This window comes from Aurantimonas marianensis, assembly GCF_024195285.1.
Classification (GTDB): Bacteria; Pseudomonadota; Alphaproteobacteria; order Rhizobiales; family Rhizobiaceae; genus Aurantimonas; species Aurantimonas marianensis.
The window spans coordinates 66,516-79,225 of sequence record NZ_JALHBS010000104.1; the positions used below are offsets into that span (position 1 = coordinate 66,516).

Here is a 12,710-nt window from a genome sequence, read left to right on the forward strand (position 1 = left end):
TGGATAAGAAGCCTTCAATTCCTCCAAATTCCACTGTGGGTGGATGGTTGTCATGGTACGTTCAAGTCACGTCTCCCGGATGCTTTTCCTTCGAGGCATAGCTTTAGTCCATGACAGCATCATGGGGGTCGCGGCGCTGTTTCTGGCTTTGGTCCTGCGGCTGGACCTGAACAGGGTCCTTGCCAACTTGCCGGAATATGGCCTCGCGGCGATTATCTTTGGCGCGGTCGTCGGCATCGTCGGCTTCGTGCTCGGGATGAACCGGGGCGTCTGGCGCTATGCGTCGCTCCCGGATCTGGTGGCGATCATCAAGGCGGCGACCATCGCCGTTTCAATTTTCATCGTCGCTCATTTCCTGCTGGTGCGGCTGGAGGCGATCCCGCGCTCGTCCATGATTATCGCGTGGGCGTTTCTGATCGTCTTGCTGGCGGCGCCGCGCGCCGTTTATCGGGTTTACCGCAACTGGCGGGATACGCGCCGGGATGTCCGCAGAGATGGCGGCGTGGCCAAACGCGTCCTGTTGATCGGCGCGGGCGATAACAGCGAGACGTTCTTGAAGACGATCGCGGAACGAAGCGGGCAGGCCTTCGAGGTTCTGGCGATCATCGACGAACGCGGACGCCGCACCGGCCGGTTCATTCGCGGCGTTCCGGTACTCGGCTCCCTGGAGAAACTGCCGCAGATCATCCGGCGTTTCGACCGACAGGGCCGCCGGCCGGAAGCGTTGATCCTGACGCGGACGCGCGACGACTACGAGCGCCACGCGCGAATGCAGGATCTGATCGACATCGCCAGCGAGCATCACCTCGAGATGCTGCGCTTGCCGAAGGTTCTCGACCTCCGCGAACTCGGCTCGGAAGTGGAAGTCCGTCCGATCAAGCTGGAGGACTTGTTGCAGCGCAAGCCGTTACAGTTAAACCTCCCGAAAATGGCGACGATGATCAAGGATCAGAAGATCCTGATCACCGGCGCGGGCGGCTCGATCGGATCGGAACTCGTCCGCCAGATCGTCGCCCTAGAACCGGCGAGCCTGATCCTTGTGGACGCTAGCGAGTACCTGCTTTACGCGATCGATGCCGAGCTTCGCCGGAACAATCCGCAATACGACCTGCATCCGCTGTTGTGCAACGTGCGCGAAAGGGAAGGGATCGCCCGCATCATCGATACGCACCGGCCGGACGTCATCTTCCACGCGGCGGCGCTGAAGCATGTGCCGATCGTCGAAGCACAGCCGCTCGAAGGGCTGTTCACCAATGCGATCGGAACCCGCAACGTGGCGGAAGCCGCGGTACGCGCGAAAGTGGGCGCCGTGGTCATGATCTCCACGGACAAGGCCGTCAATCCGGCGAACGTCATGGGCGCCAGCAAGCGGATGGCGGAGATGTTCTGCCAGGCGATGGACCTCAGTGCCGGCAAGACCGGGACCCGTTTCGTCACCGTCCGTTTCGGCAATGTCCTCGGCTCGGCCGGTTCCGTCGTTCCGCTGTTCGAAAAGCAGTTGAAGGCGGGCGGCCCCCTGACGGTTACCCATCCGGAGATCGAACGCTATTTTATGACGATTCCGGAAGCCTGCCTACTGGTGCTGCAATCGGCCGCCCACAGTCTGGAAGAACCCGAGGAACGGGGGCGGATTTTCGTGGTCGACATGGGCGCTCCGGTGAAGATAGCCGAACTCGCCCGCAACGTCATTCGCCTCTCCGGCTTGCGGCCGGATACGGACGTGAAGATCGTCTACACCGGGTTGCGGCCCGGCGAAAAGCTCTACGAAGAGCTGTTCGATTCCCGCGAGACTCTGGAGCAGACCGATATCGAGGGTATTTTGGTGGCGTTCCCGCGGGCGATCGAGTGCGGCGTCATCTCGCGTATCTTTGACGAGATGAGACGTCTGATCGATGCGCACGACCTGGCGGGAGCCTTGCGTCTGTTGAAGTCGACCGTAACCGAATTCAACCCTGGCGAGGAGGTGCTCGCCATGATGAAGGGCGGGCCGTATACGCTTCCGCCCGAACTCGTCGCTCTTACGAGCGACACCGGTCACGAGAAATCCGACGCTGGCGATCATTGAGGTCGTCTGTCCCGCGGGTATCTTGCGCAGACTGGTGCGGTTTTACCTCTCCCGGGGCTCGACGGGATTCCTTCCGATGTCGAAATAGGCCAGGCCGGCGGTATCGGTGACGCTTCGCTCGTACATGTTGCGGCCATCGAAGACCGCCTTGTCCTTCAGCCGGGACGCGATTTCATCGAAATCGGGGCTACGAAACTCGCGCCACTCGGTCACGATGGCGAGGGCGTCGCTTCCCTCCAACGCATCCGCGGCACTGGGGCACAAGGTTAGCCGCGAAGCATCCGCGAAAATCTGCCGCGTCTGCTTCATCGCCGCCGGATCGTAGGCCCGCACCTGGGCGCCATGGGACAGCAAGTCCTCTATCAGCACGCGACTGGGTGCTTCGCGCATGTCGTCGGTATCGGGCTTGAAGGAGAGCCCCCAAAGCGCGATCGTCTTGCCGTCCAGTTCGCGCTCGCCACCATAAAAGGTGGCAAGCTTTTCAAACAGCGCGTGTTTCTGGCGTCTGTTCGCCTCTTCCACGGCCTGCATGACGCGCAGCGGCACCTTATGCTCCGCGCCCATGCGTATCAGGGCGCGGGCGTCCTTGGGGAAGCAGCTGCCGCCATACCCGCAGCCGGGATAAAGGAACCGGAGTCCGATGCGGGGGTCGCTTCCGATGCCCCGCCGCACAGCCTCGATGTCCGCTCCCACGGCTTCCGATAGATGGGCCAGCTCGTTCATGAAGCTGATGCGCGTCGCCAGCATCGCGTTCGCCGCGTATTTCGTCAGTTCCGCGCTTCTCGGATCCATCACGATGATCTTGTCCTGGCGGCGATTGAGCGGCGCGTAGAGATTCCGCATCACTTCGGTCGCCCAAGCATCCGAGCTTCCGATGATGATGCGATCCGGCCGCGTGAAGTCTTCGATCGCGGCGCCCTCCTTGAGAAACTCCGGATTGCTCACGACCGAGAACTCCACATCGACGCCGCGAGCCTGAAGCCTTTCGGCGATCACCGCCTCGACCTTTGCCGCGGTTTCCACCGGAACCGTCGATTTGTTGACGATCACCGCCTTGCGCGTCAGCCGCTCGCCGATCGCCGCGGCGGCCGACAGGACATGGCGCAGGTCGGCGCTGCCGTCTTCCTCGGGGGGCGTGCCGACGGCGATCAGGAAGATGGTACTGCGGCTGACAGCGAGGTCGTAATCGGTGGTGAATTCCAGCCGCCCGGCCTCTTGGCCGCGCCGCAGCAGCGACTCGAGTCCCGGCTCGAAGATCGGCACTTCGCCTCGTCGCAGCATGTCGATCTTGGCGGCGTCGGTGTCGATGCAAACGACATCATTGCCAAGTTCGGCCAAACAGGCGCCGGCCACCAGCCCGACATAGCCGCTACCAATCACCGTGATCATCATCCGCTATGTCCAGGTCCAGAATGCAAGGCGAGCCGAAAAAGAGTATTCCGGATAAACAGTCGGAAGGTTTGAAGAGCAATAGAAAACATGCCCCGGCCGGACGATCGCCCCGGGCCGTGGACACACCTGGCATTGCAATGCGAACGGATTGCAGCCGGAAAACGCAACACCTCAAACCATCGCGATCTTCACACCTGCAAAGCGGTAGCGGGCGGCGTGCGTGCTCCGTCCTTTGCCGCTCTGGAAGCGGGAGGCGGCGATGACGCGATGACGGCGAGGTGCGGTCGTCGCATCGCAGGTGCTATAATAGAGCGATCGACGAAAAAGCCCTTGGTCGGGACGCCATGGACCCGGCAGGGGAGCTTCTTCGTCAGACTATAGCCACTTTCCGGTGCAATTTCAGCGCTTCGATAAATCCCGGTACGGATGGCGCGGGCCAGGTATTGCGATGCAACATGGCTATTTACGTCGCAATCTATGCAAGATTTCAGGATCGACAGATTCCCTTGGAATCATTACTGGAGTCCGCATGACGCGATCGACGAAACCGCCGCGAGCGACCATCAGACTGCTGACCGCGGTCCTGGTGACGCTGTCGGTTTTGTTGTCGCAGTTCGCACCTGCGGGAGCGGCTCCGACCTATCGTCACGTCGCCTCGTGGAGCGCCGCCCTTTCCATTGACGGCGATCATGCGCACGGTGTGGCCAATCCGGTGGTGTCGCTCGCCGGTGAGCACGGCGCGACGGACAGTTCATGCAGTAGCGATTGTCCGGTCAAATACGTCGCTGTCGCGTTCGGTGCCCTGACCTCCGACTCCCCCAAAGCTCGTATTCCTTCTCACGTCGCGGAGCTGATCGGACGGCCGGTCGCGGCTGGTGTCGGGCCGCCACGCGCCTGACATCTCGATGTCGCGTCCTGCGTCCTTGTCGCATCCGATCGCTTTCGGCGGCTCTCGGCTTTACAGCCGGTCTTCCTGAGCGCGGGCCGGCGTCGGACTCCGGCCGGGATCCCTGCACCTTCGACTATCAGCACTCCTTCCAGATCCGCGCGGTGCAAACGCTGCGTGGCGGGGAACGCTTCGGCCGCTGACGGCCGCAGATCGGAAGGGCACATCGCAAGTGAGTTAACGAGGAACGACCTATGTTGAACAAACTGATCATCGCCACGGCTTTCGCATCCACTGTCATTGCCGCTCCGGCGTTTGCCGGCGGAACGCACGCCGGCGGAGACAACAAGGAAATGGCCTACGGCAAGCCCGGCAAGGCCGACGCTGTCGATCGGACTGTCGAGATCGCCATGCTGGAGACCGAGGACGGCGACATGATCTTCGATCCCGGAAAGATCGTGGTGGCAAAGGGTGAAACCATTCGCTTCGCGATCGACAACGAGGGCGTGCTCGAGCACGAATTCGTGATCGGCACCCGTGAGGCGAACCAGAAACACAAGGGGGAGATGGCGATGGCGGACGACATGAAGCATGCCGACCCCAACGCGATTCGTTTGGATGAGGGCGAGGACGGCGACATCGTCTGGACCTTCACGAAGACCGGCAAGTTCGAGTTCGCCTGCCTGATTCCCGGTCACTACGAAATGGGCATGCACGGCCCGTTGATCGTCGCGGCGAAGTAGGTTCGTGCCGGGTCCGGTGTCGAGCGGCCTCGGCCGATCGATGCCGGACGCCATGCGAGAAGCCCCGCAGGCCCGGTGGATTGTCGCGCGGGCCCGCGGTTCGGCAGGACCGCCGGTCTGTAGCGGTCGCCAGAAAATCACGCAGCGTTGTATTTCCGCGCCTTCAATTCGACGGGATGATGAATTAGACACCGGCTATGATGCGGCTCTTGTTGACGCTCCTTTTGATCGTTCCGATTTTGCTGGCGCCCGCCTATGGCATGGCGCCGGCACCGGCGATCGACATCTCGATCCCGGAGGCGAGCGGCGCGACGGCGCGCGCGTGGAGCAATGCGGGCAAGCGTTGCGGCATGGCCGCGAAAGGCCAGCAGTCCAGCCGCTGCGTCGTCGACCTGATCGCTATTCTTGCGTCCGCTTCGGCCGGTGATTCCACGAACCGGGTGTCCCAGAACCACACTGCCGACCTCGGCTGGCGATCGTTGGCGCCGCGTCCCCTGACGAAGCCGCCCCGCGCCTGATTCTCGCCGTCTCCGGCCGATCCCATTCGGCCGCACATTCTATTGAATCAGGAATATCCCTATGCTTACACGACGCGCTATCCTCGGCGCTGGCCTGTCCGCGACGGCTTTGGCTGTCAGCGGCTGTGTCACCTCGCCGCCGCCTATACCCGCTCCCGAACCGGATCCGGTTCCGCCCTATCCCCTGTCATATGGGCCCATCACCACCGAGCCCTATCCGATCCCGGCCGTTCCGCCGGGTGTGGTCGCGCCGCAATATTGGCGTCAGATCGTGGACGACCCCACGGGAGAGGTCCCCGGAACCCTCGTCGTCGATCCAGGCGCGCGCTTTCTTTATCTCGTCCAGGAGGGCGGAAAGGCGTTGCGCTATGGCGTCGGGGTCGGACGCGCCGGCTTTGCCTGGTCGGGCAAGGCGACGATCCAGTACAAGCGCCATTGGCCGACCTGGACGCCGCCGAAAGAGATGATCGAGCGTCAGCCGGAACTGGAAAAATACTCCGCCGCGAATGGCGGCCAGCCGCCGGGCCTGGACAATCCGCTCGGCGCGCGGGCGCTCTATCTCTTCCAGGACGGCAGGGACACGCTGTACCGCATCCACGGTTCGCCGGAGGCCCATTCGATCGGTCGCGCCGTGTCTTCCGGCTGCGTCCGGCTGCTGAACCATGAGATCATCGATCTCTACGACCGCGTTCCCGAGGGTACGACGGTGCTGGTGCGCGCAGCGAAGGAACCGGAAGGGCTGGTGTGATGGCGCAAATGCTTCAGTTGGGTGACGCCATGGCGGCCACCGGCCTCGACTGGCGGTCGGCCCGATGATGCGGTGGGGCCTCGTTCTCGCCGCGGCCGTCGCGGCGGGAGTCGGCCTTTGGACCTTCATGGCGCTTCCTGGCGGCGGGGAGGCGGGGCTGTTGCGCCCCGCGGACGCCGCCGTGGTGGCTGAGGGGCGGGCGCTCTACGCGGCGAACTGCGCCTCGTGCCATGGCGAGGGCCTCGAGGGGCAGCCGGACTGGCGCTCGCCCGGTCCCGACGGGCTGATGCCGGCGCCGCCCCACGACGAGAGCGGTCATACCTGGCACCACGACGACGAGACCCTGTTCCGGCTGACCAAGCTGGGTCCGGCAGCGGTCGTCGGGGGGGACTATGAGTCGGCGATGCCGGCTTATGAGGACATGTTCAGCGATGAGGAAATCATCGCCGTGCTCTCCTACATCAAGTCGACCTGGCCCGAGGAAATCCGCACGCGGCACGATTCGTTGAACGCCGCGCGGGCAAAAAGTAAATGATCGACGGCGGGCATCCCTGACCGGGGTGCCCGCTGTCCGTGTTATATTCCGTGCCTCTCTCCGGGGCGCCGCGCCGCTCCGGCCGATTTCTTATGCCCCAACGGCCAGAATTCTCGAGGATACCCATGATTTCCCGACGCCGCTTCATGCTGGGTACGGCCGCTCTCGCCGGATCGGCACTCACGCCGGCCGCGATCCGTGCCGCGCCCGCGGCCGAACCCTTCCCGGAACTACGGGCCGCGCCCGCAACCGCGCAGCTTCTGCCCGCCGACACGTTCGGACCGACCCAGGTCTGGGCCTATAACGGCGCCACGCCCGGCGCGCCGATCCGCGTCAAGGCCGGCGAGCGGGTACGGCGCCGCCTCGTCAATGACCTGCCGCAATCGACGGCGGTCCACTGGCATGGCATCCGGATCGACAATGCCATGGACGGGGCCGCCGGCCTGACCCAGGACCCGGTGCAGCCGGGCGCCCGCTTCGACTACGACTTCGTCGCGCCCGATGCCGGCACCTTCTGGTACCACAGCCACGATCGCAGCTGGGAGCAGATGGCGCGCGGGCTGAGCGGTCCGCTGATCGTCGAGGAGCCGGAGCCCTGGCTTGGCGCCGATCGCGAACTGACGCTGTTCATCGACGACTGGCGCCTCACCGGCGAGGGCATGATCGACGAGGACAGCCTCGGCAGCCTGATGGATTGGGGCCATGGCGGCCGCATCGGCAATGTGGTGACGGTCAATGGCACCGTTGGACCCGTACTGCCGGTCAGGGCCGGCGAGCGCATTCGCCTGCGCCTGATCAACGGCGCCAATGCCCGCATCCTGGGGGTCTCGCTGGAAGGGCTTGGCCCTCGATTGATAGCCGTCGACGGCCATCCTGTCGCGCCTCGCGGTCTCAAGGACGACGTGGTGGTTCTCGCCCCGGCGCAGCGCGCCGACGTCGTCGTCGATTGCCAGGCCGAACCCGGCGCGCGCGTCCCCGTCAAGGTCTATGCTGATCGATCCTGGATCGATGCCGCCGATCTCGTCTATGACAACCGTGCGGCGCTGCCCACGAAACCGAGCGACATCAAGCCGTTGGCCGAGACCATGCGCCACGAGCTCGACATGGACAAAGCCCTCGACGTCCGGCTCGACATGTCCGGCGGTGCCATGGGATCGATGGAGCGCGCGATGGTCGATGGTCGCGAGCGGGGTTTCGACGAACTGGTGAAGCTGCGGCGGATCTGGGCCTTCAATGGCGTTGCCGGCGACATGGACGAGCCGCTGTTCCGCGCTTCGGTTGGCCGGACGGTCAAGCTGACTATTTTCAACGATACGCGCTGGCCGCATGCGATGCATCTGCACGGCCACCACTTCAAGGTGCTGACCCGCGACGGCAAGGCAGATCCGGACGGCGACTGGCGCGATACCGTGCTCAACGCGCCGATGGAGACCATCGAGATCGCGCTCGAGGCGTCCAATCCGGGCAAGTGGCTCTTGCACTGCCACATGCTCGAACATCAGGTCGCGGGCATGAAAACCTGGTTCGAGGTGGCGTAGGGACAGCCGAACCGGGGGGCCGCGCGTGCGGCGGAACGCTCTGCCGGTGAGGGTCGAAACACACGGCGGCCAGCCTGGCCCGGCAAGCTGAGGCCGCCGCCCATGTCGCGACAGCCTCTTCCGGATCAGCGTCCGAGCTTGGCGCGGGCCTTGTCGGCAACGGCTGCCGCGGTGATGTTGAAGTGGGCGTAGACATCGGGGCCGGGGGCCGAGGCGCCGAAACTCGTCATGCCGACGACATCGTCCTCGCTCTCCACATAGCGCGCCCAGCCGAACGGGCTGGCCGCTTCCACCGCGACGCGCGGCGCCGACCCCAGCACCTCGTCGCGATAGGCTTTCGGCTGCGCCTGGAACAGTTCCCAGGAGGGCATCGAGACGACGGCGGCATTAATGCCGCTTTGCGCAAGCTGTGCCTTCGCCTCCACGGCCAGGCCGACTTCGGAGCCGGTGGCGAGAATCGTCACGTCGCGCTTGCCGTCAGCCGCGGCGATGACATAGGCGCCCTTTGCCGAACGGTTTTCCTTGGCCCCGTCCGTGCGCAGCGTCGGCACGCCCTGGCGCGTCAGCACCAGCGTCGACGGCGTCGCCTTCGCGGCCAGCGCCAGTTCCCAGCATTCGGCCGTCTCGACCCCGTCGGCCGGGCGGAAAACGTTCATGTTCGGCATCGCCCGCAGCGAGGCGAGATGCTCGATCGGCTGATGCGTCGGGCCGTCCTCGCCCTGGCCGATCGAATCGTGGGTCATCACGTAGATCACCGGCCGCCCCATCAGCGCCGACAGGCGCATCGCCGGGCGCGCATAGTCGGTGAAGCAGAGGAAGGTGCCACCGAAGGGCACGAAGCCGCCATGCAGCGACAGCCCGTTCATCAGCGCCGCCATGCCGTGCTCGCGCACGCCGTAATAGATGTAGTTGCCGGTGTAATCCTCCGCCGATATCGGCTTGGCCGCGCCGGCCTTGGTGAGGTTCGAGCCGGACAGATCGGCCGAGCCGCCGATCAGTTTCATCGATTGCCCGGTCAGCGCGTCGATCACCGTCTGGCTGGCCTTGCGGGTAGCGACGCTCTTTTCGCCGGCAAGATGGACCTTGACCTCGGCGAGGATCGCGGCGGCGTCGCCGTCGAAGCCCTCCGTCATCATGCGCTTCCAGTCTGCGGCCTTTTGCGAATCCGCCTTGGCCAGACGATCGGCCCAGGCGTCGGCCTCCGCCGCGCCGCGCCGGCCGACCGCTTTCCAGAAATCGGTGACGTCGTCGGGCAGGACGAAAGGCTCAGAACTCCAGGCGAGGTGCTCGCGTGCGTAGGCGATGCCCTCGGCGCCGACCGGCGAGCCGTGGATGCCGGCAGTGCCGGCCTTCTTGCCGGCGCCGTAGCCGATCGTCGTGCGGCAGGCGATCATCGTCGGACGGTCGGACTTTTGCGCGGTCCCGATCGCCGCCGCGACGGCGTCCGAATCGTGGCCGTCGACGGCCAGCGTCGCCCAGCCTGCGGCCTCGAAGCGCTTGTGCATGTCCTCCGAGGTCGACAGGTCGGTGGAGCCGTCGATGGTGATCCGGTTGTCGTCCCACAAGACGATCAGCTTGTTCAGCTTCAGGTGGCCGGCGAGCGAGATAGCCTCCTGGCTGACGCCCTCCATCAGGCAGCCGTCGCCGGCGATCGTGTAGGTGTAATGCTCGCAGAGTTCGGAGCCGAAGCGGGCGTTCAGGATGCGCTCGCCGAGCGCCATGCCGACGGCGGTGGCGAGCCCCTGGCCGAGCGGCCCGGTCGTCGTCTCGATGCCGGCGCCGTGGCCAAATTCGGGATGGCCGGCGGTCTTCGAGCCGATCTGGCGGAAGCGCTTGAGTTCATCGATGGGAAAGTCCGCGTAGCCGGTCAGATGCAGGACCGAATAGAGCAGCATCGAGCCGTGGCCGGCGGAAAGCACGAAGCGGTCGCGATCCGGCCAGTCGGGGCGGACGGGATCGAACTTCATGAACCGGCTGAACAGGACGGTGGCGACGTCCGCCATGCCCATCGGCATGCCGGGATGGCCGGATTTGGCCGCCTCAACCGCGTCCATCGACAGGAAGCGGATCCCGTTCGCCATGTGGCGGAGGGTGGTGGCGTCCGTGGCCACGGCCATCTCGGCTGAATCCTGCATCGGTCTCTCCTTCGTGGAATCCGCCGAAGCGGCTTCGCGGCTCTTTCGTCAGGCCCGCGGCGCTTCCCATGCCCGCTGCGGCCTTGCTGCATCTTGCGGCGCCGGCAGGTAAGGGCGGACCGTCTGCCGGTTGCCGCCTCCCTGCCTCCGCCACCAAAACACGGATGACCTAATGCACGGCCTGCCCGGGTTTTTCAATTACGTGCGAGGTAAGAATTGATCACCCGAACAGTTAGAAAACTTGTAATCGGAGGCCGAGAGTCGAAGACGGGATCCCGAATGGATGATCGTGCCGCTGGGAGGCGGCGCCTGGATAGTAACACGGGCATGGAAGCGGCATTCACCGACGAAGAAAAACTGCGCCAGCCGTAGCCGGCTACATTTCTGTGAAACCGAAGACCCGCCCGCGCGTTGGTACGAACTGGCGTTCGTCTGCAGTGCGGGGTCTTTTGGACGAGCGGCGGCTGCATACATGCACGAAAGCAGTCATCACGACGGTCCGGATGTTCGGCTCTGTGGTGATCCTTCGGCTTGCCTAGGCAATCCGCAAGCAGGAAAAATGGGTATGCCAAGGTGCAAGGGCGCCGAGGTTCAAATGCAAGAGGACCTGTACATGAGTGGGACGCAAGCGAAGCGGGAGCCTTGCGCGACAGAGTACGTTGCTGAATGATACCTCTGCGGTTTGAGCTATTCTTCGATGCCCTTTCCAGTCCCTACATGGTGCTGGATTCGGAGTTGCGTTATGTCGCCGTCAATCTGGCCTACGAGACCGCGGTGCTGCGCTCGCGCGACGATCTGGTGGGACGGAAGCTCTTCGACATGTTCCCCAATGAAGGGGAGAGCGGGCGCCGGCTGAAGGCCTCCCTCGATGAGGTGCTCAAGTCTGGCGAGCCCGATACGATAGCCTTCATTCCCTATGATATTCCCCTTCCGGCGGCGGCTGGCGGTGGCTTCGAAAAACGCTACTGGACAGCGACGCATACGCCTGTGAAGAGCGCCGCGGGCGACGTCGAGTTCATTATCCAAAATACCGCGGACGTCACCGAGATCGTTCGGCTGAAGGAAGCCAGTTCGGTGCCGTTCCGCACGGTCCCAAGTGAACTGGCGTTGCTGAAACACGCCCAGGACGTGGAGGAAGCCTACCAGGCGACGGTCTCGCAGGCAGAAGAGTTCCGCGGTCTGTTCAGACAGGCCCCGGGAATGATCGCGGTGCTCCAGGGACCGGATCACGTCTTCACGTTCGTGAACGACAGCTATTCCCGCTTCATCGGCGGGCGCGACACGGTTGGCAGGACGATCTCCGCGGTCCTCCCGGAGATCGAGGGGCAGGGCTTCCTCGAAATGCTGGATGAGGTCTATAGCAAAGGTCAGAGCTTTTCGGGCGAGGGCGTCAGGGTGATGATCCGATCGGAGGCGCAAGGTGATCCGACCGAGTCTTTCATCGACTTTTCCTTCAACCCGATCCGCGACCCAGAGGGGGCGGTATCCGGTGTCTTCGTGCAAGGCTTCGACCGAACCGAATCGATCCGCGCGGCACAACGTCAACGGGTTTTGATCGACGAATTGAACCATCGTGTGAAGAACACGCTGTCGACCGTTCAGGCGATGGCGCGGCAGAGTTTTCGCAATATCACCGATCCGGAGGAGGCCCGCTATGCCTTCGAGGCGCGGATTATGGCGCTGAGCCAGGCCCATGACGTTCTTTCGGCGCGTCGCTGGGAAGCGGCGGGCCTCTCGGTGCTGCTGCGCCAGGAGCTTGCCGCCTTCGACCCGGCCCGGATCCGGATGGCCGGTCCAGAAGTGCATTTGACGTCGAAATGGGCGATTGCGCTGGCCATGGTTTTTCACGAACTTGCCACGAATGCGGCCCGTTATGGAGCGATGGCATCTCCCGCCGGCACCCTCGCCGTTGAATGGAACATCTCGCCGCGTAGTGACGGCCAGCCCCTCGAGGTGACCTGGCGCGAGACTATGGGTGATCCCGTCGATCGCCGTCTGACCGCCGGTTTCGGCATACGCATGCTGCGTCGGATCATCGAGGGCGAACTCGCTGGTACGATGTCCCTTGATCTTGGCGAATCCGGTCTCATTTGTTGGTTCGATGTCGCCTTGTCCGAGGTGGACGAATTTGAAAGCTCAGCCGCGTAATG

The 12,710-nt window shown here is 64.1% G+C and carries 10 protein-coding genes; 8 read left to right on the plus strand and 2 right to left on the minus strand.

Annotated features, from left to right (window positions below):
• Positions 1 to 121 precede the first annotated feature (121 nt).
• Positions 122 to 2,065, plus strand: a complete 1,944-nt coding sequence (locus tag MJ956_RS16340) for a polysaccharide biosynthesis protein (protein ID WP_253965499.1) — start codon at positions 122 to 124, stop codon at positions 2,063 to 2,065.
• A 42-nt stretch (positions 2,066 to 2,107) separates the two neighbouring features.
• On the opposite strand, the gene MJ956_RS16345 is transcribed toward MJ956_RS16340, so the two are convergent.
• Positions 2,108 to 3,457: a UDP-glucose dehydrogenase family protein gene (locus MJ956_RS16345; RefSeq protein WP_253965500.1), complete on the minus strand. Its 1,350-nt coding sequence runs from the start codon at positions 3,455 to 3,457 to the stop codon at positions 2,108 to 2,110.
• Positions 3,458 to 3,986: 529 nt separating this feature from the next.
• Here MJ956_RS16345 and MJ956_RS16350 point away from each other — a divergent pair.
• From MJ956_RS16350 to MJ956_RS16375, 6 genes are all read left to right on the plus strand, one after another.
• Complete coding sequence (locus tag MJ956_RS16350; RefSeq protein WP_253965501.1) at positions 3,987 to 4,355, plus strand: hypothetical protein; 369 nt, start codon at positions 3,987 to 3,989, stop codon at positions 4,353 to 4,355.
• 242 nt (positions 4,356 to 4,597) lie between these two features.
• Entirely contained in the window at positions 4,598 to 5,086 is a 489-nt protein-coding gene (locus MJ956_RS16355) for a cupredoxin domain-containing protein (RefSeq protein ID WP_253965502.1), read from the plus strand.
• Positions 5,087 to 5,325: 239 nt separating this feature from the next.
• Complete coding sequence (locus tag MJ956_RS16360) at positions 5,326 to 5,604, plus strand: hypothetical protein (protein WP_253965503.1); 279 nt, start codon at positions 5,326 to 5,328, stop codon at positions 5,602 to 5,604.
• A gap of 61 nt (positions 5,605 to 5,665) precedes the next feature.
• A complete protein-coding gene (locus MJ956_RS16365) occupies positions 5,666 to 6,352 on the plus strand; it encodes a L,D-transpeptidase (protein ID WP_253965504.1) in 687 nt (228 codons plus the stop codon).
• A gap of 64 nt (positions 6,353 to 6,416) precedes the next feature.
• Positions 6,417 to 6,887, plus strand: coding sequence for a c-type cytochrome (locus tag MJ956_RS16370; protein ID WP_253965505.1), 471 nt, complete (start codon positions 6,417 to 6,419; stop codon positions 6,885 to 6,887).
• 125 nt (positions 6,888 to 7,012) lie between these two features.
• Positions 7,013 to 8,425, plus strand: coding sequence for a multicopper oxidase family protein (locus MJ956_RS16375; protein WP_253965506.1), 1,413 nt, complete (start codon positions 7,013 to 7,015; stop codon positions 8,423 to 8,425).
• Positions 8,426 to 8,550: 125 nt separating this feature from the next.
• Here MJ956_RS16375 and tkt read toward each other — a convergent pair whose 3' ends face one another.
• Complete coding sequence (gene tkt, locus MJ956_RS16380) at positions 8,551 to 10,560, minus strand: transketolase (protein WP_253965507.1); 2,010 nt, start codon at positions 10,558 to 10,560, stop codon at positions 8,551 to 8,553.
• 666 nt (positions 10,561 to 11,226) lie between these two features.
• Between tkt and MJ956_RS16385 the strand changes: the two genes are divergently transcribed.
• Positions 11,227 to 12,708 (plus strand): sensor histidine kinase, encoded by a 1,482-nt coding sequence (locus MJ956_RS16385; RefSeq protein ID WP_253965508.1) that lies wholly within the window; start codon positions 11,227 to 11,229, stop codon positions 12,706 to 12,708.
• The last annotated feature ends 2 nt before the right edge of the window (positions 12,709 to 12,710 follow it).